This is a genomic window from Kitasatospora sp. NPDC018058, assembly GCF_044327205.1.
GTDB lineage: Bacteria > Actinomycetota > Actinomycetes > Streptomycetales > Streptomycetaceae > Kitasatospora.
Map to the genome: position 1 here is coordinate 20,819 of NZ_JBIRFA010000042.1, position 25,045 is coordinate 45,863.

At 72.2% G+C, this 25,045-nt stretch carries 27 protein-coding genes; 3 read left to right on the forward strand and 24 right to left on the reverse strand.

The annotated features are described in order from the left end of the window. Positions 1-48 precede the first annotated feature (48 nt). The 18 genes from ACH4E7_RS36705 to hisI form a co-directional block, all read right to left on the reverse strand. Positions 49-921, reverse strand: a complete 873-nt coding sequence (locus ACH4E7_RS36705; protein WP_396253525.1) for a helix-turn-helix domain-containing protein — start codon at positions 919-921, stop codon at positions 49-51. Positions 922-1,315: 394 nt separating this feature from the next. Then, positions 1,316-2,776, reverse strand: a complete 1,461-nt coding sequence (locus tag ACH4E7_RS36710; RefSeq protein WP_396253526.1) for a glutamate synthase subunit beta — start codon at positions 2,774-2,776, stop codon at positions 1,316-1,318. Then, positions 2,769-7,370: a glutamate synthase large subunit gene (gene gltB / locus ACH4E7_RS36715; protein ID WP_396253564.1), complete on the reverse strand. Its 4,602-nt coding sequence runs from the start codon at positions 7,368-7,370 to the stop codon at positions 2,769-2,771. The genes ACH4E7_RS36710 and gltB overlap by 8 nt, the downstream gene beginning before the upstream one ends. A gap of 463 nt (positions 7,371-7,833) precedes the next feature. Beyond that, positions 7,834-8,556, reverse strand: coding sequence for a VIT1/CCC1 transporter family protein (locus ACH4E7_RS36720; protein ID WP_396253565.1), 723 nt, complete (start codon positions 8,554-8,556; stop codon positions 7,834-7,836). Between the two features lie 162 nt (positions 8,557-8,718). After that, positions 8,719-9,747, reverse strand: a complete 1,029-nt coding sequence (gene lgt / locus ACH4E7_RS36725; RefSeq protein WP_396253527.1) for a prolipoprotein diacylglyceryl transferase — start codon at positions 9,745-9,747, stop codon at positions 8,719-8,721. Positions 9,748-9,923: 176 nt separating this feature from the next. Further along, the gene (locus ACH4E7_RS36730; RefSeq protein ID WP_396253528.1) at positions 9,924-10,787 is read right to left on the reverse strand and encodes a DsbA family protein; all 864 of its coding nucleotides are present in this window, start codon (positions 10,785-10,787) and stop codon (positions 9,924-9,926) included. A gap of 65 nt (positions 10,788-10,852) precedes the next feature. Continuing rightward, positions 10,853-11,371, reverse strand: coding sequence for a MauE/DoxX family redox-associated membrane protein (locus tag ACH4E7_RS36735; RefSeq protein ID WP_396253529.1), 519 nt, complete (start codon positions 11,369-11,371; stop codon positions 10,853-10,855). A gap of 138 nt (positions 11,372-11,509) precedes the next feature. Then, a complete protein-coding gene (locus tag ACH4E7_RS36740) occupies positions 11,510-11,755 on the reverse strand; it encodes a hypothetical protein (protein WP_396253530.1) in 246 nt (81 codons plus the stop codon). 209 nt (positions 11,756-11,964) lie between these two features. Then, complete coding sequence (trpA, locus tag ACH4E7_RS36745; RefSeq protein ID WP_396253531.1) at positions 11,965-12,789, reverse strand: tryptophan synthase subunit alpha; 825 nt, start codon at positions 12,787-12,789, stop codon at positions 11,965-11,967. 2 nt (positions 12,790-12,791) lie between these two features. Then, positions 12,792-14,042: a tryptophan synthase subunit beta gene (gene trpB / locus ACH4E7_RS36750; protein ID WP_355673187.1), complete on the reverse strand. Its 1,251-nt coding sequence runs from the start codon at positions 14,040-14,042 to the stop codon at positions 12,792-12,794. A gap of 52 nt (positions 14,043-14,094) precedes the next feature. Beyond that, the gene (trpM, locus tag ACH4E7_RS36755) at positions 14,095-14,244 is read right to left on the reverse strand and encodes a tryptophan biosynthesis modulator TrpM (protein ID WP_355673186.1); all 150 of its coding nucleotides are present in this window, start codon (positions 14,242-14,244) and stop codon (positions 14,095-14,097) included. Between the two features lie 9 nt (positions 14,245-14,253). Further along, complete coding sequence (gene trpC / locus ACH4E7_RS36760; RefSeq protein ID WP_355673185.1) at positions 14,254-15,060, reverse strand: indole-3-glycerol phosphate synthase TrpC; 807 nt, start codon at positions 15,058-15,060, stop codon at positions 14,254-14,256. A 182-nt stretch (positions 15,061-15,242) separates the two neighbouring features. Next, on the reverse strand, positions 15,243-15,683 hold the full coding sequence (locus ACH4E7_RS36765) for a DUF2752 domain-containing protein (RefSeq protein ID WP_396253532.1): 441 nt from the start codon (positions 15,681-15,683) through the stop codon (positions 15,243-15,245). Between the two features lie 105 nt (positions 15,684-15,788). Further along, a complete protein-coding gene (locus tag ACH4E7_RS36770; RefSeq protein ID WP_396253533.1) occupies positions 15,789-16,067 on the reverse strand; it encodes an HGxxPAAW family protein in 279 nt (92 codons plus the stop codon). A 132-nt stretch (positions 16,068-16,199) separates the two neighbouring features. Next, the gene (locus ACH4E7_RS36775; RefSeq protein WP_396253534.1) at positions 16,200-16,790 is read right to left on the reverse strand and encodes a TIGR02234 family membrane protein; all 591 of its coding nucleotides are present in this window, start codon (positions 16,788-16,790) and stop codon (positions 16,200-16,202) included. Beyond that, entirely contained in the window at positions 16,787-17,278 is a 492-nt protein-coding gene (locus tag ACH4E7_RS36780) for a Uma2 family endonuclease (RefSeq protein WP_396253535.1), read from the reverse strand. Before ACH4E7_RS36780 ends, ACH4E7_RS36775 begins: the two co-directional genes overlap by 4 nt. 20 nt (positions 17,279-17,298) lie before the next feature. Next, the gene (locus ACH4E7_RS36785; RefSeq protein ID WP_396253536.1) at positions 17,299-18,822 is read right to left on the reverse strand and encodes an anthranilate synthase component I; all 1,524 of its coding nucleotides are present in this window, start codon (positions 18,820-18,822) and stop codon (positions 17,299-17,301) included. Positions 18,823-18,872: 50 nt separating this feature from the next. Then, a complete protein-coding gene (hisI, locus tag ACH4E7_RS36790) occupies positions 18,873-19,244 on the reverse strand; it encodes a phosphoribosyl-AMP cyclohydrolase (protein ID WP_355673179.1) in 372 nt (123 codons plus the stop codon). A gap of 148 nt (positions 19,245-19,392) precedes the next feature. On the opposite strand from hisI, the gene ACH4E7_RS36795 reads away from it, so the two are divergent. The 3 genes from ACH4E7_RS36795 (at position 19,393) to ACH4E7_RS36805 (ending at position 21,610) form a co-directional block, all read left to right on the forward strand. After that, positions 19,393-19,974, forward strand: a complete 582-nt coding sequence (locus tag ACH4E7_RS36795; protein WP_396253537.1) for a hypothetical protein — start codon at positions 19,393-19,395, stop codon at positions 19,972-19,974. A 9-nt stretch (positions 19,975-19,983) separates the two neighbouring features. Continuing rightward, the gene (locus ACH4E7_RS36800; RefSeq protein ID WP_396253538.1) at positions 19,984-20,628 is read left to right on the forward strand and encodes a TIGR03085 family metal-binding protein; all 645 of its coding nucleotides are present in this window, start codon (positions 19,984-19,986) and stop codon (positions 20,626-20,628) included. 202 nt (positions 20,629-20,830) lie between these two features. Beyond that, positions 20,831-21,610 (forward strand): VOC family protein, encoded by a 780-nt coding sequence (locus tag ACH4E7_RS36805; protein WP_396253539.1) that lies wholly within the window; start codon positions 20,831-20,833, stop codon positions 21,608-21,610. Between the two features lie 53 nt (positions 21,611-21,663). On the opposite strand, the gene hisF is transcribed toward ACH4E7_RS36805, so the two are convergent. Genes hisF through hisB form a run of 6 tightly spaced genes read right to left on the reverse strand, consistent with a single transcriptional unit; the run spans position 21,664 to position 25,039 of the window. Next, entirely contained in the window at positions 21,664-22,434 is a 771-nt protein-coding gene (hisF, locus tag ACH4E7_RS36810; protein WP_396253540.1) for an imidazole glycerol phosphate synthase subunit HisF, read from the reverse strand. After that, complete coding sequence (locus ACH4E7_RS36815) at positions 22,431-22,877, reverse strand: RidA family protein (RefSeq protein ID WP_396253541.1); 447 nt, start codon at positions 22,875-22,877, stop codon at positions 22,431-22,433. Before ACH4E7_RS36815 ends, hisF begins: the two co-directional genes overlap by 4 nt. Then, positions 22,874-23,599, reverse strand: coding sequence for a bifunctional 1-(5-phosphoribosyl)-5-((5-phosphoribosylamino)methylideneamino)imidazole-4-carboxamide isomerase/phosphoribosylanthranilate isomerase PriA (priA, locus tag ACH4E7_RS36820; protein ID WP_380609355.1), 726 nt, complete (start codon positions 23,597-23,599; stop codon positions 22,874-22,876). Before priA ends, ACH4E7_RS36815 begins: the two co-directional genes overlap by 4 nt. Positions 23,600-23,621: 22 nt before the next feature. Then, entirely contained in the window at positions 23,622-24,257 is a 636-nt protein-coding gene (gene hisH, locus ACH4E7_RS36825; protein ID WP_207815371.1) for an imidazole glycerol phosphate synthase subunit HisH, read from the reverse strand. A 39-nt stretch (positions 24,258-24,296) separates the two neighbouring features. Continuing rightward, entirely contained in the window at positions 24,297-24,449 is a 153-nt protein-coding gene (locus ACH4E7_RS36830) for a hypothetical protein (RefSeq protein ID WP_396253566.1), read from the reverse strand. Further along, positions 24,446-25,039 (reverse strand): imidazoleglycerol-phosphate dehydratase HisB, encoded by a 594-nt coding sequence (gene hisB / locus ACH4E7_RS36835; RefSeq protein WP_380609353.1) that lies wholly within the window; start codon positions 25,037-25,039, stop codon positions 24,446-24,448. Before hisB ends, ACH4E7_RS36830 begins: the two co-directional genes overlap by 4 nt. Positions 25,040-25,045: the final 6 nt, after the last annotated feature.

Genomic DNA, 25,045 nt, shown 5'->3' on the forward strand with positions numbered 1-25,045 from the left:
CTGATCCCTCTCATGCCCGACCTGATGGGACCTCATCGTACTGACGTATCACAGCTCTTGGCGTACGGAGTGCAGAAGGTCGCGGGTCTGTTCGGGGCCGAGGCTCTCGGCCAGCAGCCCCTCCATCGCCTGGCGGTACGAGGCCACCTCGGCGGGCTTGTCCACGTAGAGCGCGGTGGTGAACTGCTCCAGGTAGACCACGTCGGCGAGCTCGGCCTCGGCGAAGCCCAGCACGCTGAAGGCGCCGCTCTCGGCGGCCAGCCCGGCGGTGCCGAGCGGTAGCACCTGCAGCTGCACATGGGGCAGTTCGGCGACTTCCAGCAGCCGGTCGAGCTGGCCCCGCATCAGCCCGGGACCGCCCCAGGGGCGGCGCAGCGCGGCCTCGTCCAGGACGGCGAGCAGCCGGGGCGCGTGCTCGTCGGTGAGCAGGTCCTGGCGCTTGAGCCGTACCTCGACCCGGCGCTCGATCTCCTCGTCCGAGACGCCGTGGCCCTGGCAGCCGGCGGTGATCACGGCGCGGGCGTAGTCGGCGGTCTGCAGCAGCCCGTGGACGAACTGGACCTCGTAGCTGCGGATCTCGACGGCGGCTTCCTCCAGTCCCAGGTAGTTCTGGAACCAGGCGGGCAGCACGTCGCCGTACTCGTGCCACCAGGAGCTGGCGTTGGCGTCCCGGAGCAGCCCGAGGACGGTGGCGCGTTCCTGCTCGGCCTCGATGCCGTAGAGGGTCAGCAGGTCGGCGACGTCGCGCTCCTTGAAGCCGACCCGGCCGAGTTCCATCCGGCTGATCTTCGATTCGGAGGCGCGGATCGAGTAGCCGGCCTCCTCGCGGCTGACGCCTCTGGCCTCACGGAGCTTGCGCAGCTGGGTGCCGAGCAGCAGACGCCGAACGGTGGCGCCTCCGCCTGCCTGAGTCGTGCCCATCGAAGTCAACCTCCGCACTCGCGCAGCCCCCCGGCCGTCGGCGGCAGTCTGCCACCTGGCACCGACGAACAACAGCCCGTCCCGGGGCACTTTCCGGCCGCTGTGCGAAGCCTGGGAGAACGCTGTGAACCAACCCTCGGTGCACGGAGGGAAGGGCAGGTGGGAAGGGTGGTAAGAACCGGGTGAGGGCTCGCGGGAACGCGCGCGGGAAGTGCCCGGGAACGCCCGCGGGAAGGCGTGCGGGAACGCGACGGCGCCCGCCCTCCAACTGGTCGGGGAAGAGGGCAGGCGCCAGGAGACCGCGTTGGCCCGGCGACTCTGGCGGGGGCAGCGGGTTGAGCTCCCGGCGATGCGGCGCCGGGGGTTCAGGGGGCCGGTCGGACCGTCAGGACCGTCAGACCACCAGCGGGCGGTCCGTGGGTCGGATCGGGGCGGGAAGCGGGGTCTTGCCGCCCAGGTACTTGTCCACCGCGGCAGCGGCCGAACGGCCCTCCGCGATGGCCCAGACGATCAGCGACTGGCCGCGGCCGGCGTCTCCGCAGACGTACACGCCATCGACATTGGTGGCGAACCGGCCGTCGCGGGCTATGTTACCGCGCGCGTCGAGGTCCACGCCGAGCTGCTCGACCAGACCGTTCTTCACGTCCGTCCCGGTGAAGCCCATGGCCAGGGTGACCAGCTGGGCGGGGAGGACCCGCTCGGTGCCCGGCACCGGCTCGAACCGGCCGTCCTTGAACTCGACCTCGACCAGGTGCAGTTCCCGGACGTTGCCGTCCTCATCGCCGCTGAAGTGGGTGGTGTTCACGGAGTAGATCCGCTCGCCGCCCTCCTCGTGCGCGGAGGTGACCTTGTAGGTCATCGGCATGGTGGGCCACGGCTGGTGTCCGGGCCGCTCCTCGCCGGGCCGCGGCATGATCTCCAGCTGGGTCACCGACAGGGCGCCCTGCCGGTGGGCGGTGCCGACGCAGTCCGCGCCGGTGTCGCCGCCGCCGATCACGACCACGTGCTTGCCCTTGGCGCTGATCGGCGAGTCGACGAGGTCGCCCTCCTGCACCTTGTTGGCCAGCGGCAGGTACTCCATGGCCTGGTGGATGCCCTTGAGTTCGCGTCCGGGCACCGGCAGGTCGCGCGCCGTGGTGGCACCGGCGGCGACCACGACGGCGTCGAAGCGCTCGCGCAGCTGCTGCCCGGTGATGTCCTCGCCGATGTGCACGCCGGTGCGGAACCGGGTGCCCTCCGCCCGCATCTGCTCGATGCGGCGGTTGATGTGGCGCTTCTCCATCTTGAACTCGGGGATGCCGTAGCGCAGCAGGCCGCCGATGCGGTCGGCGCGCTCGTACACCACCACGGTGTGCCCGGCCCGGGTGAGCTGCTGGGCGACGGCCAGGCCGGCCGGGCCGGAGCCGACGACCGCGACCGTCTTGCCGGACAGGCGCTCCGGGACCTGCGGGGTGACCCCGCCGCGGTCCCAGGCCTTGTCGATGATGGTGACCTCGACGTTCTTGATGGTCACCGCGTCCTGGTTGATGCCGAGGACGCAGGCCGACTCGCAGGGCGCCGGGCACAGCCGCCCGGTGAACTCCGGGAAGTTGTTGGTGGCGTGCAGCCGCTCGATGGCGCCGGACCAGTCGTCCCGGTAGGCCAGGTCGTTCCACTCGGGGATGAGGTTCCCGAGCGGGCAGCCGTTGTGGCAGAACGGGATGCCGCAGTCCATGCAGCGGCCGGCCTGCTCGGTGATGATCGGCAGGAGGCTGCGCTCGACGTAGACCTCGTTCCAGTCCTTGATCCGGACGTCGACCGGGCGGCGCTCCGCCAGCTGCTTGGGCGTGGTCAGGAAGCCCTTGGGGTCAGCCATGTGCCGCCTCCATCATCTTGCGAGTGGTCTCGGCCTCGGAGAGGCCATCGCGCTCAGCGGCGTCCTTGGCCGCGAGCACGGCCTTGTAGTCGGTCGGCATGATCTTGGAGAAGCGGGAGACCCCGCTGCCCCAGTCGGCCAGGAGCTCGGCGGCGACGGTGGAGCCGGTCTCCTCGTAGTGCTGCTGCACGGTCTCGCGCAGCCACTCGCGGTCGTCGGCGGTGGGGGCCTCGATGCCCACCATGCCGTCGTTGACGTTGGCGGGGCGCAGGTCCAGGACGTACGCGATGCCGCCGGACATGCCCGCCGCGAGGTTGCGTCCGGTCCCGCCGAGGATGACGACCCGGCCGCCGGTCATGTACTCCAGGCCGTGGTCGCCCACGCCCTCGACGACCAGTGTGGCGCCGGAGTTGCGGACGGCGAAGCGCTCACCGGCCTTGCCGCGCAGGTGGATCCGGCCCGAGGTGGCGCCGTAGCCGATGGTGTTGCCGGCGATCACGTGGTTCTGCGCGTCGTTGCCGATGGCCGCGGCCTCGCGGGCGGGGCGGACCACGATGACGCCGCCGGAGAGGCCCTTGCCGACGTAGTCGTTGGCGTCGCCCTCCAGTCGCAGGGTGATGCCGCGCGGCACGAAGGCGCCGAAGGACTGCCCGGCGGAGCCGGTGAAGGTGACGTCGATGGTCCCCTCCGGCAGGCCCTCGCCGCGGTACCGCTTGGTCACCTGGTGGCCGAGCATGGTGCCGACGGTGCGGTTGACGTTGCGGATCGGCAGCTGGACGCGGACGGTCTCGCCGCGCTCCAGGGCGTCCTCGGCCAGCTCGATCAGCTGGTTGTCCAGGGCCTTGTCCAGCGCGTGGTCCTGGGTGGTGGTGCGGTGCCGGGCGGCGCCCTCGGGCAGCGCCGGCACGTGGAACAGCGGGGCCAGGTCGAGCCCGGCGGCCTTCCAGTGGTCGATCGCGGCCCGGGCGTCGATGTGCTCGGCGTGGCCGACGGCCTCCTCGATCGAGCGGAAGCCCAGCGAGGCCAGGATCTCCCGGACCTCCTCGGCGATGAACTCGAAGAAGTTGACCACGAATTCGGGCTTGCCGGAGAAGCGCTCGCGCAGCACCGGGTTCTGGGTGGCGACGCCGACCGGGCAGGTGTCCAGGTGGCAGACGCGCATCATGATGCAGCCGGAGACGACGAGCGGGGCGGTCGCGAAGCCGAACTCCTCGGCGCCGAGCAGCGCGGCGATCACCACGTCGCGGCCGGTCTTCAGCTGGCCGTCGGTCTGGACGACGATGCGGTCGCGCAGTCCGTTCAGCAGCAGGGTCTGCTGGGTCTCGGCGAGGCCGAGCTCCCAGGGGCCGCCGGCGTGCTTCAGCGAGGTGAGCGGCGAGGCGCCGGTGCCGCCGTCGTGGCCGGAGACCAGGACCACGTCCGCGTGCGCCTTGGACACACCGGCCGCGACCGTGCCGACGCCGACCTCGGACACCAGCTTCACGTGGATGCGGGCCGCCGGGTTGGCGTTCTTGAGGTCGTGGATCAGCTGCGCCAGGTCCTCGATCGAGTAGATGTCGTGGTGCGGCGGCGGCGAGATCAGACCGACGCCCGGGGTGGAGTGCCGGGTCTTGGCGACCCACGGGTAGACCTTGTGGCCGGGCAGCTGGCCGCCCTCGCCGGGCTTGGCGCCCTGGGCCATCTTGATCTGGATGTCGTCCGCGTTGACCAGGTACTCGGAGGTGACGCCGAACCGGCCGGAGGCGACCTGCTTGATCGCCGAGCGGCGCTCGGGGTCGTAGAGGCGGTCCGGATCCTCGCCGCCCTCACCGGTGTTGGACTTGCCGCCGAGGCGGTTCATCGCGATGGCGAGGGTCTCGTGCGCCTCGCGGGAGATCGAGCCGTACGACATGGCGCCGGTGGAGAAGCGCTTGACGATCTCGGAGACCGGCTCGACCTCCTCGACCGGGATCGGCTCCCGGCCGAGGCCGTCCAGCTGGAACAGGCCGCGCAGCGTCATCAGACGGGCGGACTGCTCGTTCACCCGGTCCGTGTACTGCTTGAAGATGTCGTACCGGCGGTTGCGGGTGGCGTGCTGCAGCCGGAAGACGGTGTCCGGGTCGAACAGGTGCGGCTCGCCCTCGCGGCGCCACTGGTACTCGCCGCCGATCTCCAGCGCGCGGTGCGCGGCCGGGATGCCGGAGGCCGGGTAGGCCTTGGCGTGCCGGGCGGCGGTCTCCTTGGCTATCTCGTCCAGGCCGATGCCGCCGAGCTTGGTGGTGGTGCCGGCGAAGTAGCCGTCGACCAGGTCCTGGGCGAGGCCGATGGCCTCGAAGACCTGGGCGCCGCGGTAGGAGGCGACGGTGGAGATGCCCATCTTGGACATCACCTTGAGCACGCCCTTGCCGAGCGCCTTGATCAGGTTCCTGATCGCCTTCTCGGCCTCGACGCCCTGGATGAAGACGTTCTGGGCGACGAGGTCCTCGACCGACTCCATGGCCAGGTACGGGTTGACCGCGCCGGCACCGTAGCCGATCAGCAGCGCGACGTGGTGCACCTCGCGGACGTCACCGGCCTCGACCAGCAGCGACACCCGGGTGCGCTGCTTGGTGCGGATCAGGTGGTGGTGGATGGCGGAGGTGAGCAGCAGCGAGGGGATCGGGGCGTGCTCGGCGTCGGAGTGCCGGTCGGAGAGCACGATGATCCGGGCGCCGTCGGCGATCGCGGCGTCGGCCTCGGCGGCGATCTCGGCCAGCCGCGCGGCCAGGCCGTCGCCGCCGGTGGTGACCTTGTAGAGACCGGACAGCGTGACGGCCTTGAGGCCGGGCTGGTCGCCGTCGGCGTTGATGTGGACCAGCTTGGCCAGCTCGTCGTTGTCGATCACCGGGAAGGTGATGCCGACCGAGCGGCAGGACGCGGCCTCGGCGGTCAGCAGGTTGCCCTCGGGGCCGAGGTTGGACAGCAGCGAGGTGACGAGCTCCTCGCGGATGGCGTCCAGCGGTGGGTTGGTGACCTGCGCGAAGAGCTGCACGAAGTAGTCGAACAGCAGTCGCGGCTTCTCGCTGAGCGCGGCGATCGGCGAGTCGGTGCCCATCGAGCCGAGCGCCTCGGCGCCGGTGCGGGCCATCGGCGCCAGGATGACGCGCAGCTCCTCCTCGGTGTAGCCGAAGGTCTGCTGGCGGCGGGTGACCGAGGCGTGGGTGTGCGCGATGTGCTCGCGCTCGGGCAGCTTGGCGAGCTGGATCTGCCCGGCGGCGACCCACTCCTGGTAGGGGTGCTCGGCGGCGAGGGCGGACTTGATCTCCTCGTCCTCGACGATGCGGCCCTCGACGGTGTCCACCAGGAACATCCGGCCGGGCTGCAGGCGGCCCTTCTTGGCCACCTTCTCCTGCTCGATGTCGAGCACGCCGACCTCGGAGGAGAGGACGACCAGGCCGTCCTCGGTGATCCAGTACCGGGCGGGGCGCAGGCCGTTGCGGTCGAGCACGGCGCCGATCTGGGTGCCGTCGGTGAAGGTGACGCAGGCCGGGCCGTCCCAGGGCTCCATCAGGTTGGAGTGGTACTGGTAGAAGGCGCGGCGGGCCGGGTCCATGGTGGCGTGGTTCTCCCACGCCTCCGGGATCATCATCAGCACCGAGTGCGGCAGCGAGCGGCCGCCGAGGTGGAGCAGCTCCAGGACCTCGTCGAAGGAGGCGGAGTCGGAGTGGTCCGGGGTGCAGACCGGGAAGATCCGCTCCAGACCCTGCCCGTTCTTGTTGGCCGGGATCAGGTCGGTGGCGAGCTGGGACTCCCGGGCGCGCATCCAGTTGCGGTTGCCCTTGACCGTGTTGATCTCGCCGTTGTGCGCGACGAAGCGGTACGGGTGGGCGAGCGGCCAGCTCGGGAAGGTGTTGGTGGAGAAGCGCGAGTGCACCAGGCCGACCGCGGACGCGTAGCTGCGGTCCGACAGGTCGGGGAAGAAGGGCTCCAGCTGGCCGGTGGTCAGCATGCCCTTGTAGACGAGGGTGCGGGCGGACAGCGACGGGAAGTAGACCCCGGCCTCGCGCTCGGCGCGCTTGCGGACCACGAAGGCGATCCGGTCCAGCTCGATGCCGGCCTTCTCGCCGTGCGAGATGAAGAGCTGGCGGAAGCGCGGCATCACGCTGCGCGCGGTGGCGCCGAGCAGGTCCGGGGTGACCGGGACGTCGCGCCAGCCGAGGACGGTCAGGCCCTCCTCGACGGCGATGGCCTCGATCTGCGCGGCGGCGGCCGCGGCGGCGTCGTCGGCGTCCGGCAGGAAGGCGATGCCGACGGCGTAGGAGCCGGCCGCCGGGAGGTCGAAGGAGACCTTGCCGCGCAGGAAGGCGTCCGGGACCTGGGTCAGGATGCCCGCGCCGTCACCGGAGTCCGGCTCGGCGCCGGTGGCGCCGCGGTGCTCCAGGTTGCGCAGGACGGTCAGCGCCTGCTCGACGATGGTGTGGTCGGCGATGCCGGTCAGCGTGGCGACGAAACCGACGCCACAGGCATCGTGCTCGTTTCGCGGGTCGTACAGGCCCTGAGCAGCAGGTCGCGCATCCGGCACGAGCGCGTACGGCTGGCGGGCGGCGCCGGCCTGAGGCTCGTTGGCGGAGTGCATGGATGCAGACAGCATCGGCTCTCCCGTCGTCGTCTTTCGGCAAGTTGGTGCAAGTAGGGACGACGTTGGCCCTGATGCGATGGTGCGGGTTCGTGCAAGTTACATGATGCCCAGGATCCCGAGAAGCGGAAATATCCCGTCCACATGGCGGACGGATGCGCAGGTCAGGGGCGTGAAAGAGAGGACGTGCCACAGTGCACGTCCCGACGATTGTGCCCAACCACCCACGGCCTGAAACAGGGGCGAAACCGGATCGCCACACAAGCCGATCATGAGTGCCTGCGATTCCAACCCGGGAGCCCGGCTCGCGGATGCGAATCCGCGGCTCCGAGGCCCGGATGATGAGACTATGCCGGGCACTGCGAGACGCCCATGTGTGAAACGTCACGCACTGCCCGGCATAGTCATGCACTGCTACTCGCCCGCTCTCCTCCGGGCTCCGCTCTTCGGCTCGGGGCGGGGGTCATCCCACATGCCCGCCGATCAGCCAGCCGAGCAGGTACGTCACCCCGGCCGCGGCGCCGCCGAGCACCAGCTGTCGCAGTCCGCTGAACCACCAGCTGCGCGCCGTCACCCTGGCCACCACCGCCCCGCAGGCGAACAGGCCGATCGCCGCGAGCGCCAGCGCGGGCAGCAGCGTGGTCGCCCCCAGCAGGTACGGCAGCAGCGGCAGCAGCGCGCCGAGCGCGAAGCACAGGAACGACGAGCCGGCCGCGACCAGCGGCGAGGGCAGGTCGTGGGGGTCGATGCCCAGCTCCTCGCGGGCGTGGATCTCCAGCGCCAGCTCCGGGTCGCGGGACAGCTGCCGGGCCACCTCGTGGGCGAGCTCCGGCTCCACCCCGCGCGAGACGTACAGCTGCGCCAGCTCCGCCAGCTCGCCGTGCGGGTTGCGGCTCAGCTCCAGCCGCTCGACCTCGATCTCGGCCTGCACCAGCTCCCGCTGCGAGGCCACCGAGGTGTACTCCCCCGCCGCCATCGAGCAGGCACCGGCCGCAAGGCCCGCCAGCCCGGTCAGGATGACCGTGCCGTTGGACGCCGCCCCGCCGACCACACCGGTCATCAGCGCGAAGTTGGACACCAGGCCGTCCACGGCACCGAACACCGCGGGCCGCAGCCAGCCGCCGTTGACGTCCCGGTGGTGGTCCGCCGCAGGTATCCGCGGGTGGTGGGCGGGCTCGGCTTCCAGGGTGGTCGCAGTCACGGTTCTTCCCCTCCGTCTTTGTTCGTCGCCTCGACCGTAGCCCGCGTGACCTGGGCATTTCCAGCAAAGTAAGGCTGTCCGAACAGCACTGAGGCCACCCTTCGCAAGCCTCGCGAAGGGTGGCCTCAGTGACGGGGAATCCCCTGGTCAGATCGGGTTCTCGGCGTCCTCGCCGGTCTTCTCGGCGACTGCGGCGGCCGGTTCGGCGGCCACGTTTTCGTCCAGCGGTCGGGACGGCTTCTCCTCAGCCGCCTTCACCTCGGCCGTCTTCCCGGCCGTCTTCTCAGCCGTCCTGCCGGCCGTCTTGTCGCCCGCCTTGTCCTCGGCCCCGTCGTCCGCCGTCTCGTGCGCCGCCGGGTCGATGCTCGCCGGGTCCTCACGGCCCGGCCGCACCTTGCCGACGATCACGAAGTACGCCACGGCGCCGATGAACACCACGATCGAGGTCCAGTCGTTCAGCCGCAGGCCGAAGTAGACGTGCGCCTCGTCGATCCGCAGCCACTCGGTCCAGAACCGGCCCACCGTGTACGCGGCCACGTACAGCGCGAACGCCCGGCCGTGGCCCAGCTTGAACCGGCGGTCCGCCCAGATCACGAGCAGCGCGACGGCCACGTCCCACACCGACTCGTACAGGAAGGTCGGGTGGAAGACCCCGCTCACGACCTCGCCGTCGGGCAGGGTCTTGTGGATCTCCAGGCCCCACGGCAGCGTGGTCGCCCGGCCGTACAGCTCCTGGTTGAAGTAGTTGCCCCAGCGGCCCAGCGCCTGCGCGAGCGCGATGCCCGGCGCGATGGCGTCGGCGTACGCGGGCAGCGGCACGCCCCGGCGGCGGCAGCCGATCCAGGCGCCGACCGCGCCCAGCGCGACCGCGCCCCAGATCCCGAGGCCGCCCTCCCAGATCTTGAGGGCGTTCCAGGGGTTCTTCCCCTCGGCGAAGTACAGCTGGTGGTCGGTGATCACGTGGTAGAGCCGGCCGCCGACCAGGCCGAACGGCACGGCCCAGACGGCGATGTCGCCGACGGTGTGCTTGGCACCGCCCCGGGCGACCCAGCGCTTGCTGCCGAGCCAGACGGCGACGACGACACCGAGGATGATGCAGAAGGCGTAGGCGCGCAGCGGGATCGGTCCGAGGTAGAGGACGCCCCGCGACGGGCTGGGAATGTAGGCGATATCCATGGCAGTTCCGACGCTACAGGGTCCGACGCCCCGGTCGGACACCCCTGGGGTCACAGAAATCGAACAACGGACGCCGCCGCCGCCTCCGGACGGGGAGGGGGCGGCGGCGCGGCCGAGGGGCCCGTCTTCGAACTCCCGCCTGCGGGACGACACGAGTTCGTGGACCGGCCCCGGGCTCAGCCCGCGGTGGGCGACGGGTTGTTGGCCTCCGAAGCGGCGCTGGTCGGCGCCGGGGTCTGCCCGTGCGAGCCCGCCGTGCCCAGCTGCTTGCCCTGGTTCGCGGCGTCCACCCACTTCACCAGGTTCGCCGGGGTGATCTCCTCGTCGCCGTTCTTCGGGAAGATCGGCTGGCCGTTGAGCAGCACGGTCGGGGTGGACTTGTAGCTGGACTTGTCGAAGTCCTGTTGCAGCGAGGACACCCAGCCGCCGTACGTGCCGCCGTTGACGCAGGACTGGAACTCAGGCGTGTCCAGACCGCTGACCTGCTTGGAGAGGTTGAGCAGGACCGCCTTGTTGCCGAAGGCGTCGTTGGTCTCGTCCGGCTGGTTGCGGTACAGCACGTCGTGGAGGTCCCGGAAGTGCCCGGCGTCCTGGGCGCAGGCGAGCGCGTTGGCGCCGGTCTTGGAGCCCTTGCCCGGCACGGCCCGGTCGATGAACGACACGATGTGGTAGTTGGTGTAGATCTTCCCGGCGTCCTCCAGCTGGTCGATGGTCGCCGAGAACTCCCGCTCGAAGATGCCGCAGGCGGGGCAGCGCGGGTCCTCGTAGACGGTGAGGACGGAGGGCGCGTTCCCCGCGCCGACCGGGATGACCAGGTTCTTGTCGCCGATGGTGCCGGCCGGGGCGGCGGTCGGGGTCTCGGGCTTGGAGCGCTCGTTCTGCACCACGACGCCGGTGATCACGGCGGCGGCGATCACCACCAGCACGGCCCCGCCCACCATCAGCTTCTTCCTGCGCTTGGAGGAGGCCTGATCGGCCGCCCGCTGCGCCTGCATCCGCTCGCGGGCGGTGCGCTTGCCTTCTCGGTTCTTCTCGCTCATTGCCTTGACATCCACGGTCGGGGCCTTCGTCTGGTGCGGGGGTGGGGGTGGACGGGGCCGGACGGTCAGCTGGCCAGCCAGCCGTCGGCCGAGAACCGGGTACGGGGCCGCCACAGCAGCCACCCGGCGAGCAGCAGGAACCCGGTGTCGCGGAGGATCTCCTGCAGGTACTCGGTCTGCGAGGCGTCGACGTGCCCGCCGCCGCCGAAGCAGCCGCAGTCGATCGAGATGCCCCGCGCCCAGGCCGAGGCGATCCCGGCGATGAAGGTGAGCAGCAGCAGCGCGGAGACCCCGGCGACCAGCCGGACGCCGAGGCCGATCACCAGCAGCAGGGCGAGCGCCAGCTCCAGGAAGGGCAGGCCGTAGCCGATCGGCTTGACCAGGCCCTCGGGCAGGATCTCGTAGGCGCGGACGGCCTGGGCGGCCTCCGCCGGGTCGGCGATCTTGGCCAGCCCGGCCCAGCCCCAGACCACGGCGAGGGCGAGCCGGACGACCAGACCGACCCACTCGCTCCAGACGGGCACCGACCGCCGCGCCGCCGCCGTGGGCGCCGCGTCGCCGGGCTGCGCTGCCAGGCCGGCCATCAGGGAACCCCCCTTGGGAAACTCGTTCACATCCTGATGAACCGTAAGGAATGAAGGGCGGTTCCTCCGCTTTCACGAATTAAGCCGTATGAGTGACATCTGATAACGGTCTGTCCGATTCCGGCGAACGCCCGTACGTCAGTGGCACCCCGGCATCCGCCCCGGGTCGAACAGCTCGGGGCGCCCCTCGCGCTGGGTCCGGGCGGCCCGCTCGGCTGCGCCCCAGCGGGCCGCCTCGGCGCAGGCGACCGCGTCCCGCTCGGCCCGCTCGGCACCCCGCTTGGCCAGCGCCTGCCCCACTTCGGTGTGCGCGCCGACGGCGGCGCCCAGGGCCAGCGCGGCGGCCGCCGCTCGCAGCAGCAGGGCCCGATGGAGACACGCCACGGCTCACCCCTTCGCTCGCTCCCGGCAACCCCCGTGCACGTCGTTCGTGCATTCGTCCCTCCACTCAACGCCCGTCAACCCCGGCTGGTGCGTGTCACCGCCGCTGTTCACTCGTTCGGGGCCGCCGCGCCGCTGACGGCGGGTGAGCCGGGCACGAAAAAACGGCCCGCCACCCCCGAGGGGTGGCGGGCCGTCACCGCACGTCCGTGTCAGCGCCTGCGCACGCCCGCCGCCAGCTCACCGGCCAGCGCCCGCACCGCGTCCAGCGCCGCCGCCTCGTCGTCGCCGGCGTCCAGGATCCGCTTGACGAAGGCCGACCCCACGATCACCCCGTCCGCGAACCGGGCGACCTCCGCCGCCTGCTCCGCGTCGGAGACCCCGAGCCCGACGCAGACCGGCAGGTCCGTGGTGGCCCGGGTACGGGCGACCAGGTCCTCGGCCAGCGAACCGACCGCCGACCGGGTACCGGTCACACCCATCACCGCGGCCGCGTACACGAAGCCGCTGCCGGCCGCCGTGACCTCCGCCAGCCGGGCGTCCTTGCTGCTGGGGGCGACCACGAACACGGTGTCCAGCCCGTGCTCGTCCGCCGCCTTGCGCCACTCCTCGGACTCCTCCACCGGCAGGTCCGGCAGGATGCAACCCGCCCCGCCCGCCGCGGCCAGGTCGGCGGCGAAGCGCGCCACGCCGTAGCGGTCGACCGGGTTCCAGTACGTCATCACCAGTACCGCCGCCGTGGGGTGCGCGGTGGCGACCTCCTGGACGGTGCGCAGCACGTCCTTGATCCGCACACCGCCGCGCAGCGCGATGTCGTCGGCGGTCTGGATGACCGCGCCGTCCAGGACCGGGTCGGAGTGCGGCAGGCCGACCTCGACCACGTCGCAGCCGCCCTCGATCAGCGCGTTGACCGCGCGGATGCCGCCGTCGACGGTCGGGAAGCCGGCCGGCAGGTAGCCGATCAGCGCGGCGCGGCCCTCGGCCTTGGCGGCCGCCAGACTGCCACTGAGCTTGCTGGCACTGGGCTTCGAAGCCATGGTCACTTACCCCCATCGGCCGCGTCGCCGGCCGGCTCGTCGTACAGCCCGAAGTACTGGGCCGCGGTGTGCATGTCCTTGTCGCCGCGCCCGGAGAGCGAGACCAGGATGGTGGCCTCCGGTCCGAGCTCGCGGCCCAGCTCCAGGGCCCCGGCGAGCGCGTGGGCGCTCTCGATGGCCGGGATGATGCCCTCGGTACGGGACAGCAGCCGCAGCGCCTGCATCGCGGCGTCGTCGGTGACCGGGCGGTACTCGGCCCGGCCGGTGTCCTTCAGCCAGGCGTGCTCCGGGCCGACGCCCGGGTAGTCGAGGCCGGCCGAGATGGAGTGCGACTCGATGGTCTGGCCGTCCTCGTCCTGCAGGACGTAGGTGCGGGAGCCGTGCAGCACGCCGGGGTCGCCCTTGGTGAGGGTGGCCGCGTGCCTGGGGGTGTCGGCGCCCTCGCCGGCCGCCTCGCAGCCGATCAGGCGCACGTCGGCGTCCGGGATGAACTCGTGGAAGATGCCCATCGCGTTGGAGCCGCCGCCGACGCAGGCGACGACCGCGTCGGGCAGCCGCCCGGTGCGGTCCAGCACCTGCCGGCGGGCCTCGACGCCGATGATCCGGTGGAAGTCGCGGACCATCATCGGGAAGGGGTGCGGCCCGGCGACGGTGCCGAACAGGTAGTGGGTGGAGTCGACGTTGGCGACCCAGTCGCGGAAGGCCTCGTTGATGGCGTCCTTGAGGGTGCGGCTGCCGGACTTGACGGCCACCACCTCGGCGCCGAGCATCCGCATCCGGGCGACGTTGAGCGCCTGGCGCTGGGTGTCGACCTCGCCCATGTAGATGGTGCAGTCGAAGCCGAACAGCGCGCAGGCGGTGGCGGTGGCCACGCCGTGCTGGCCGGCGCCGGTCTCGGCGATGATCCGGGTCTTGCCCATCCGCTTGGTGAGCAGGGCCTGGCCCAGCACGTTGTTGATCTTGTGCGAGCCGGTGTGGTTGAGGTCCTCGCGCTTGAGCAGGATGCGCGCGCCGCCCGCCTCGGCGGAGAAGCGGTGCACATCGGTCAGCGGGCTCGGGCGGCCGGTGTAGTCCTTCAGCAGCGCGTCGAGTTCGGCGGTGAAGGCCGGGTCGGCCTTGGCCTTCTCGTACTCCTCGGCGACCTGCTCGACCGCGGCGACCAGCGCCTCGGGGATGAAGCGGCCGCCGTACGCGCCGAAGTAGCCGCGAGCGTCCGGCACCTGGGCACCGGGCAGGTAGTCCTTTTCGGACATGGTGGATTCCCTCGGGGAGATGTGGATGACGGTGACGTCCGATCGGCTGGCTTCAGCCGAGCGTCACACGCCATCGCCTCCCCGGCACCTGCCCCGGCTCGCAGCCGATCACGTACCGCACCCGACGCCCCAGCACCCGGCGTGCGGGCGCGCGGCAGCCGCGCGGGCGGCAGCCGGGGGCGAGTCGGGTGGCGATCTTCATCGGGTCGTGTCAGTCCTTGTGCCGCACGGCGGGGTGGGCCCCGGCCGCGACCAGGTCGGCCACCGCGGCGCGCGGGTCCTTGCCGGTCACCAGGGACTCGCCGACCAGGACGGCGTCGGCGCCCAGGTTGGCGTAGTTGATCACGTCCAGCGGGCCGCGCACACCGGACTCGGCGATCCTGACGATGCCGTCCGGGATGGCGTGCGCGACGTTCTCGAAGGTGTTGCGGTCCACCTCGAGGGTCTTGAGGTTGCGGGCGTTGACGCCGATGATCCGCGCCCCGGCGTCCACCGCGCGCCTGATCTCCTCCTCGTCGTGCACCTCGACCAGCGGCGTGAGGCCGATCGACTCCGCGCGCTCGATCAGCGACACCAGGGCCGGCTGGTCGAGGGCGGCGACGATCAGCAGGGCGAGGTCGGCGCCGTGCGCGCGGGCCTCCCACAGCTGGTAGGCGGTGACGATGAAGTCCTTGCGCAGCAGCGGGGTGTCCACCGCGGCACGGACGGCGTCCAGGTCGGCCAGCGATCCGCCGAAGCGGCGCTGCTCGGTCAGCACGCTGATCGCGGCGGCACCGCCGGCCGCGTAGTCGCGCGCCAGGGCGGCCGGATCGGCGATCGCGGCCAGTGCGCCCTTGGACGGGCTGGAGCGCTTCACCTCGCAGATCACCCGGACCCCGTCGCCCTTGAGGGCGGCGACGCCGTCCTTGGCCTCCGGGGCCTTGGCCGCGAGCGCCTTCAGCTCGTCCAGGGAGACCCGGGCCTGCCGCTCGGCGAGGTCCTCACGGACCCCTTCGATGATCGAGTCGAGCACACTCACTCAGGAGCCCCCATCGTTTCTGCCAGTTGGCTCATCCGAGCCGGACGGGCTGGGGCCCGTCGACTCTTCGATGGTATCGGCACCCGGTATGAGCCGGCGCATCCGCCCGGAACGCGTCTCGCGGAACGGGACGCTCCGCCCGGCGGCCGTCGACTCCGGCTCCACCGGGCCCAAGGGCCCGGTCAGACCAGCGGCGGTGCCAGCCCGGCTCCGACCGGCGAATTGCGCGCCACTTCGAACACCAGCACCAGCAGGAGGATCAAGGCCCAGCGCCGGGCCCCGACCGAGACCCTCGGCGGCGGCCCGCCGGTCAGCGCGGCCCAGCCCCAGCGCAGCCAGAGCACCGCCAGGACGCCGAACAGCAGCACCGCCACGGCGTTGTCGTGCAGGGCGCCGGTGAGGTCCCCGTGGGTGAGCGCGTGGACGCAGCGCAGGCCACCGCAGCCGGGGCACCACCAGCCGGTGGCGACCAGGAAAGGGCAGTCGGGGTAGTGCCCGGGGGCGTTCGGGTCCACCGCGGCGACGTACGCGGAGGGGGCGGCCACCGCCGCCAGCGCGGCCAGCGGCGGGCCCAGTCGGCGCAGTACGGGCGGCGGGGCGGAGGCGGTGGGGGCGGCGTTCACGCCCCGATTGTGCCCGCGCCGGGCCCAGACAGAACGAAACGGCGGGCGTGGCGCGCCCGCCGTTCGGTTGTGCGATTTCGGTTGTGCGATAAGGAGTACCGGTCGTCAGGCGGCGACGGTGGCGGCACGGGCCTCGAGGGCCGCCTTGCGGGCCGCGGTCTGCTCCTCGACCGACTTGTACACGTTGCTGCTCGCCTGCTTGCCCATGCCGGCCATCGCCATGGCCTTGCCGACGATGCCGCCCACCACGACGACCGCCAGGCCGGCCCAGACCAGCAGCGGCGACGGCAGGATCATCGCGACACCCGCGATGCCGAAGCCGACGAAGGAGATGACGACGCCGGTCCAGGCGGCGGGGGTGTGGCCGTGTGCTGCTGCTGCCATCGATGGTGCTCCTAGGCTCTCGGGGCCCGGCCGGGCCTGCGGGGCCGCCGGCGGGTTGACGGGTTCCATTGTGCCGGGCCACACACGGGCACCCCAAAGCGGGTGGCGGGTCTATCGCGTCACACGTGCTGTTCAGACAGCGGTGGGATCCTCGCCGCGGTCCAGGGCCTTCCACAGGTCGCCCGGTGTGTCGGTCCTCGCAGGCGCCTTGCGGGTGGGCGCCTCGTAGCGGCTGCCCATGGCGGGCCAGCCACGGCCGTAGCGCAGGGTGATCAGCCCGGCCAGGGCCAACAGCAGCCCGCCGACCAGGGCGACCCAGGGCCAGGCGGTGTGCGAGACCTCGGTGGCCGTCGAGCCGGCCAGCGCCAGCTTGCCGGCGGCGGCGGAGTCCAGGGCGGCGGAGTCCGAGGCCCCGGCCAGCGAAGCGGCGGCCGCGCCGAGCCCGGCCAGCAGGGTCAGCGCGCCGACCGCGAGCCGGCCGACGCCGCGCACCGCGAACACCGCGACGGCCGCGGCCAGGCCCACCAGGGCCAGCCCGCCGGGCAATTCGGAGATCTTGCCGCCGGTGACGGACACGTCCAGGGTGCCGGCCCGGCCCTCGGCCCAGACCCGCCCGGCCGCGGTCAGCACCAGCACGGCGCTCAGCACGGTCAGCAGCAGCATCACGCCGAGGGTGCGGCGGCCGGGGGCGGCGGGGGCAGGGGTCTGGTCTGCAGCGGTCACCCGTCCACTATCCCCCGGCCGACGTCCGGGTCCGTACCCGGGGTGGGGAAGTCGTCCGTCCGCAGCACCACCGTCCGGCCGCCCAGCGGCAGGAACAGGTCGTTGCCGAACGGCACCCGCTCGGCCTCCCGGTACACCCCGCCCGCATCCGGCGCGGTGTGCACGGTGCAGACCGCCGCCGCCGGGTCGACCACCACGTACAGCGGCACCGCGCTCTGCGCGCAGGCCCTCGTCCAGGCGTGGTCCCGGCCCGGGTGCGCCACCTCCAGCACCGCCTCGACGTCGGCGGCGCGGTACCGGCCCCGAGGGCCGCGGCCGGCCCCGGGGTCGAGCACCGCGAGGTCCGGGGCGATCGGACCGGGCGCGTCCGGGAAGTCGATCACTACGCCGGAGAGCACCCGGCCGGGGCCGACCAGCTGCTCCCCGAACTGCACGGCGGCGCCGAACACGATCGCCCAGCGCAGCTCGTCATACGGCACCTCGGGCATCCCGGCCGTCTCCTCACGCCTCAGGACAGTTCCGGCCTCCGCAGCGTATTGGCGGTGGCGACGGCCCGCAGCACGGCGGCCGCCTTGTTGCGGCACTCGGTGTCCTCGCCGTGCGGGTCGGAGTCGGCGACGACACCGGCGCCCGCCTGCACGTACGCGGTGCCGTCGCGCAGCACCGCGGTCCGGATCGCGATCGCGGTGTCCGAGTCCCCGGCGAAGTCCAGGTAGCCGACGCAGCCGCCGTACAGGCCGCGCCGGGTGGGCTCCAGCTCCTCGATGATCCGCATCGCCCGGGGCTTGGGCGCGCCGGAGAGGGTTCCGGCCGGGAAGCAGGCGGTCAGCACGTCGAAGGCGGTCCGCCCGGGGGCGACCCGGCCGGTGACGGTGGACACGATGTGCATCACGTGGCTGTAGCGCTCGATCTGCATGAAGTCGACCACCTCCACGCTGCCCGGCTCGCAGACCCGCCCGAGGTCGTTGCGGCCGAGGTCGACCAGCATCAGGTGCTCGGCCCGCTCCTTGGGGTCGGCCAGCAGCTCGGCGGCCAGCGCCGCGTCCTCGTGCGGGGTGACGCCGCGGTGCCGGGTGCCGGCGATCGGGTGCAGCATCGCCTCGCCGTCGGTCACCTTGACCAGCGCCTCCGGGCTGGAGCCGACCACGTCGAAGCCGCCCTCGACACCGCCGTCCGGCCCGGGGAAGCGGAACAGGTACATGTACGGGCTGGGGTTGGTGGTGCGCAGCACGCGGTAGACGTCCAGCGCCGAGGCCGGGCACGGCGCCTCGAAGCGCTGCGAGGGCACGACCTGGAAGGCCTCGCCGGCCCGGATCCGCTCCTTGATCTCCTCCACGGCGGCCCGGTACGGCTCCCCGCCGAACGGCGAGCGCACCTCGCCGGGGCCGGCCGGGGTGAAGGTGGCCAGGCCCGGGTCGACCGGCTTGAGCAGGTCTGCCTCCATCGCGTCCAGCCGGGCCACCGCGTCCGCGTGGGCCTCGTCCACACCGCTGGCCAGGTCGTTGTGGTTGACGGCGTTGGCGATCAGCAGCACCGTACCGTCCACGTGGTCCAGCACCGCGAGGTCGGTGGCCAGCAGCATGGTCAGCTCGGGCAGCTTGAGGTCGTCCGGGTTGAGGTCGGGCAGCTTCTCCAGCCGGCGGACGATGTCGTAGCCGAGGTAGCCGACCAGGCCGCCGGTCAGCGGGGGCAGGCCGTCGTCGGCGTGTCGCGGGGTGTGCAGCGCCTCCAGGGCGGCGCGCAGCACCTGCAGCGGGTCGCCGGTGGTCGGGATGCCGACCGGCGGGGTGCCGAGCCAGCGGGCGTTGCCGTCCTCGTCGGCGGTCAGCGTGGCGGCGCTGCGCACGCCGACGAAGGAGTAGCGGGACCAGCTGCGGCCCTGCTCGGCGGACTCCAGCAGGAAGGTGCCGGGCCGCTCCTCGGCGAGGCTGCGGTACAGGCCGATCGGGGTGAGGCCGTCCGCGAGGAGCCTGCGGGTGACCGGGATCACCCGGGTGTCGACGGCGAGCTTGCGGAAGGCTTCGAGGTCCATGCGGGGCGGCACCTTCTGGAGTTGTGGACGGGGGTCGACGGGGGTCGGGGTCAGGAGAGCGGGAGCACGTCGGCGTCGAAGCAGGTGCGGTCGCCGGTGTGGCAGGCCGCGCCGGTCTGGTCGACCTTCACCAGCAGGGTGTCGCCGTCGCAGTCGAGCGCCACCGACTTGACCGCCTGCACGTGGCCGGAGGTACCGCCCTTGACCCAGTACTCGCGGCGGCTGCGGCTCCAGTAGGTGCAGCGGCCGGTGGTGAGGGTGCGGTGCAGTGCCTCGTCGTCCATCCAGCCGAGCATCAGCACCTCGCCGGTGTCGTACTGCTGCGCGATGGCCGGGAGCAGGCCGTCCCCGGTGCGCTTGAGACGAGCGGCGATCGCGGGGTCGAGGGCGGTGGAGCCGGGGGCGGCGGGTGTGGTGGACATGCGGCCATTGTGTCAGTCCGGACTCGGCGGCCGGGCCGGGCGTCCGAGGAGCGGGCCGTACCGGACGAGTGGTTCTGGGACGCCCCGTTCGGGGCGATTTCGGTCAACCGCCTGCCGGGCGAGGCCCGGGTGGGCCATCCTCGTGGCCATGACCTCCGAGCAGCCGCCGCCCGCAGCCGCCGCCTCCCGTCCGCCCCGGGGCCTGGTGATCGCCGTCGTCGCCGTCCTGGCCGTGCTGCTCGCGGTGGTGGCCACCGTGCTGCTCTGGCCGGAGGACGGGAAGCCGGCCGCGGCGCCGCCCCCGCCGAACCCCACGGCCACCCCGACGCCGCCCCCCACTCCCACGCCGACGCCCACCCCGACCAAGCCGCAACCGCCGTACGCCTTCTTCCCGGTCGGCACCTGCTTCGACCACCCCCAGCTGAGCCCGGTGATCACCAAGGCCGAGGAACGGCCCTGCACCGGCGACCACGACGGCGAGGTCATCGCCGACCTCAAACTCGCCGACGGACTGAGCGGCGAGATCCCGATCGCCCTCGCCATGCGGGACGGCTGCAAGGAGGCCGAGACCGCCGCCAAGGCCCGGCAGGCCGACGGAAAGACCTACTACCCGCGGCAGTTCGGCCCAGCCATGGTCAACTACCAGCAGGGCTGGCGGGATTACACCTGCACCCTGACCGCGAGCAACAAGCAGGGTGGCCCCAAGCTGACCGGCCGGCTCCACCCCTAGGCTGAGTCCATGTCGAACCACGCCCTCGCCGAGCGCCACCGTCTCGCCCAACTCCTCACCGCCGCCGAGCCCGACGCCCCCACCCTCTGCGCCGGGTGGACCACCCGGGACCTCGCCGCCCACCTGGTGATCCGTGAGCGCCGCGCCGATGCGGCGGCCGGCATCCGGGTCGGCGCCCTGGCCGGCTGGACCCAGCGCGTGCAGGACGGCTATGCCGAGCGACCCTACGAGGAACTGGTCCGCCTCTTCCGCGCCGGGCCGCCGATGTACTCCCTCTTCGCCCTGCCCGGCGCCGACGAGGCGGCCAACACCATCGAGTACTTCGTCCACGCCGAGGACGTCCTGCGGGCCGGCGACGACTGGACCGCGCAGCCCGTCCCGCCCGGCCGCGCCGAAGCCCTCTGGCGGCGCCTCCCGATGATCGCCCGCCTGGAGGCGGGCCGCCGCTCCCCCGTCCGCCTCACCCTCAGCCGCCCCGACGGCCAGTCCCTCACCGTCGGCCCCTCCGGCGCCCCCACCGTCCGCCTCACCGGCGAACCGGGCGAACTGGTCCTCTTCACCTACGGCCGCGGCGCCCGCACCACCCTCACCGTCGACGGCGCCCCCGACGCCATCGAGGCCCTGCGCCACGTCCTGCCGCTGCCTGCGCGGTAGGACGGAAGAAATTCGGATACAAAGGTAGGAATCCCCGCGGCGCCCCTCCTCGCCCCTTCGTCGACACGCCCGACCCGCGACCCAGCCCCGTCCCGGCTGCGAATGCCGGTCGCCGGGTGCAGACTCGCAGGTGGCCGGGGAGGGGCGTGTGCGCGCCCCCACGGACCGCCCCGGTCACTCTCCGTCGAAGGGGCACCACCTCATGCTCACCACCGACTTCCCCATCGGCTCGCCCTGCTGGATCGACCTGGGCAGCCCGAACATCCCGGCCACCGCCGAGTTCTACGGCAGGGTCTTCGGCTGGACCTTCCAGGAGGTGCCCGAGGCCGGCGGCTACGGCTTCCTGCAACTGAACGGCAGGACGGTCGGCGCCATCGGCAACCTCGACCAGGGTGCGCGGTCCGCCTGGACGACGTACTTCCTGACCGCCGACGCGGACGCCACCGTCAAGGCGGCCGAGCAGGCCGGCGCCACCGTCCGCGTCCCGCCGACGGACGTGATGCAGGAAGGCCGGTTCGCGGCGCTCACCGACCCGCAGGGCGCCGAGTTCGCCATCTGGCAGGCGGGCGACTCCCGGGGCCTGGATGTCGTCTCCGAGGACAACGCGCTGTGCTGGTCCGAGCTGCACACCCGGGACCAGGACGGCGGCTCAACCTTCTACAAGTCCCTGTTCGGCTGGCGGGTGGAGAACTTCGAACCGTCCCCGGGGATGAGCTACCGGGTGGTCTCCACTGCCGAGGGCGACCAGCGGCAGGCCGGCTTCGGCGGCATCGCCCCGGTGATGCGCGAAGACCAGCCCTCCGCCTGGACGCCGTACTTCGCCGCCAACGACGTGGACGCGCTGGTCGCCAAGGCGACGGCGGCGGGCGGCTCGGTGATGATGCCGGCCGCCGACATGGACAACGTCGGCCGGATCGCCTGGCTGGCGGACCCGAACGGCGCGCCCTTCGCCCTCATCAAGGGCGAGCCGCAGGAGTCCTGAGCACGCGCGAGGGCCCGCCGAACCGGACAGCGGGCCCTCCCGTGACGAACAGGTCAGCGGACCGGGTGCCCGGCCTCCCGCAGCGCGTTCTTGACCTCGCCGATCCGCAGGTCCCCGAAGTGGAACACGCTGGCCGCCAGCACCGCGTCCGCGCCCGCCTCGACGGCCGGCGCGAAGTCGCCGAGCTTGCCCGCCCCGCCGGAGGCGATCACCGGCACCGAGACGGCCTTGCGCACGGCGCGGATCATCTCCAGGTCGTAGCCGTCCTTGGTGCCGTCCGCGTCCATCGAGTTGAGCAAGATCTCGCCGGCCCCCGACTCGGCCGCGCGGCCCGCCCATTCGACCGCGTCCAGGCCGGTGCCCCGGCGCCCGCCGTGGGTGGTGACCTCGAAGCCGGACGGCGTCTCGGTGCCTTCGGGGCAGCGCCGGGCGTCCACCGAGAGCACCAGCACCTGCCGCCCGAAGCGCTGGGCGATCTCGCGGACCAGCTCCGGCCGGGCGATGGCCGCGGTGTTGACGCCGACCTTGTCGGCGCCGGCCCGCAGCAGCTTGTCGACGTCCTCGACGGCCCGGATGCCGCCGCCGACGGTCAGCGGGATGAACACCTGCTCGGCGGTGCGGCGGACCACGTCGTAGGTGGTCTCCCGGTCGCCGGAGGAGGCGGTGATGTCGAGGAAGGTCAGCTCGTCGGCGCCCTCGGCGTCGTAGAGCTTGGCCATCTCGACCGGGTCGCCGGCGTCGCGCAGGTTCTGGAAGTTGACGCCCTTGACCACCCGCCCGGCGTCCACGTCCAGGCAGGGGATGACTCGTACTGCGAGGGTCACGGCTGTTTGCCTTCCAGGGTCTTTGCCAGCCCGGCACGGTACGCGTCGATCTCGACCTCGACCAGCATCCGGGAGTCGATCAGTCCCTCGACCACCACCATGGTGGCCACCGGGCGTGCGGCGTCGAAGAGTTCGCGGTGGGCGCGGCCCACCTCCTCGGCGTCGCGGACGTGGGTGATGTACATCCGGGTGCGGACCACGTCGTCCGCGGTCAGACCGTACGCGGCCAGGGCCGAGAGCCCGACGCCGAACGCGGCGAGGGTTTGCCGGTACGGGTCGCCCTCGTGCTCGGTCCGGCCGTCCACCCAGGCGGTGGAGCCGGCCACGTGCACGTGGTCACCCGCGGCGACCGCCCGGGAGTAGCCGAACTCCTCCTCCCAGGGGGAGAAGCCGCCGACCCGGCCGCGCACGACCTGACCGCGTACGATCCGACCATCCGTCATCCTGAAACCGCCTCCAAGGCCTCTTCGAGGGTGAACTTCTGCTCGTAGAGTGCCTTGCCCACGATGGCGCCCTCGACACCCTCGCCGACGAGCGTGGCGATGGCGCGCAGGTCGTCCAGCGAGGAGACGCCGCCGGAGGCGACCACCGGGCGGTCGGTGGCGGCGCAGACGTCGCGCAGCAGCTGCAGGTTGGGGCCGGTCAGGGTGCCGTCCCGGTTGACGTCGGTGACGACGTAGCGGGCGCAGCCCTCCTGGTTGAGGCGCTCCAGCACGTCGAAGAGCTGGCCGCCGTCGCGGGTCCAGCCGCGGCCGCGCAGGGTGGTGCCGACCACGTCCAGGCCGACGGCGATCTTGTCGCCGTGCTCGGCGATGGCCTTGGCGACCCACTCGGGGGCTTCCAGGGCGGCGGTGCCGAGGTTGACCCGGGTGCAGCCGGTGGCGAGGGCGCGGGCGAGCGACTCGTCGTCGCGGATGCCGCCGGACAGCTCGACCTTGATGTCCAGCTGGCCGGTGACCTCGCGCAGCAGCTCGTAGTTACTGCCCGTCCCGAAAGCGGCGTCGAGGTCGACCAGGTGCAGCCACTCGGCGCCGGCGTTCTGCCAGGCGAGGGCGGCGGCCAGCGGCTCGCCGAAGGAGGTCTCGGTGCCGGAGGCGCCCTTGACCAGGCGGACGGCCTGGCCGTCCCGGACGTCGACGGCGGGAAGCAGTTCGAGGCGACTCATCAGTTACACAACTCTCAGGCGGTCAGAGGGTGTTGACCCAGTTGGTCAGCAGGGCGGCGCCGGCGTCACCGGACTTCTCGGGGTGGAACTGGGTGGCCCACAGCGGGCCGTTCTCGACGGCGGCGACGAACGGCTGGCCGTGGGTGGCCCAGGTGACCAGCGGCGGGTTGATCCGCGCGCTGTGGGTCTCCAGCTCCCAGTGCCGCACCCCGTAGGAGTGCACGAAGTAGAAGCGGGTCTCCGGGTCCAGGCCGGCGAACATCCGGCTGCCCTCGGGCACGTCCACGGTGTTCCAGCCCATGTGCGGGACGACGGGGGCGTCCAGCGGCTCGACGGTGCCCGGCCACTCGTCGCAGCCGGCCGTCTCCACGCCGTGCTCGACCCCCTTCTCGAAGAGGATCTGCATGCCGACGCAGATGCCCATGACCGGGCGGCCCCCGGCGAGCCGGCGGCCGATGATCCAGTCCCCGCGGACCGACTTCAGTCCGCGCATGCAGGCCTCGAAGGCGCCCACGCCGGGAACGAGCAGGCCGTCCGCAGCCATCGCGGTGTCGTAGTCGGAGCTGACCGTGACGTTCGCCCCGGTCCGTTCCAGGGCGCGCTGCGCGGAGCGGAGGTTGCCGGAGCCGTAGTCGAGGACGACGACGTTCTTGCCCATGTGTTCAGGTGTCCAGTCTCTCAGCGGCGGGCGGCGGGTCTACAGGCGCATGAGGCCGGAGGCCAGGCACATCACGGAGCCGAAGGCCAGCACCAGGATGACGCCCTTCGGCAGCTTCTGCTTCCAGAAGGAGATCACTCCGCCGGCCAGGAAGAGGCCGACGAAGAGGAGGATCATCGCGGACTTGCTCACAGCGCACCCTTGGTCGACGGGAGGATTCCGGCCGCGCGCGGGTCGCGCTCGGCGGCGTAGCGCAGCGCCCGGGCCAGCGCCTTGAACTGGCACTCCACGATGTGGTGCGCGTTGCGCCCGTACGGGACGTGCACGTGCAGCGCGATCTGGGCCTGGGCGACGAAGGACTCCAGGATGTGCCGGGTCATCGTGGTGTCGTAGCTGCCGATCATCGGCGCCATGCCCTCGGGCTCGGTGTGCACCAGGTAGGGCCGGCCGGAGAGGTCCACGGTGACCTGGGCGAGGGACTCGTCCAGCGGCACCGTGCAGTTGCCGAAGCGGTAGATGCCGACCTTGTCGCCGAGCGCCTGCTTGAAGGCGGCGCCGAGCGCGAGGGCGGTGTCCTCGATGGTGTGGTGGGTGTCGATGTGCAGGTCGCCGTCGGTCTTGACGGTGAGGTCGAACAGACCGTGCCGGCCGAGCTGGTCGAGCATGTGGTCGTAGAACCCGACGCCCGTCGAGATGTCGGTCCTGCCGGTGCCGTCGAGGTCTATCTCGACCAGGACGGAGGTCTCCTTGGTGGTGCGCTCGACGCGTCCGATGCGGGACATACGGGG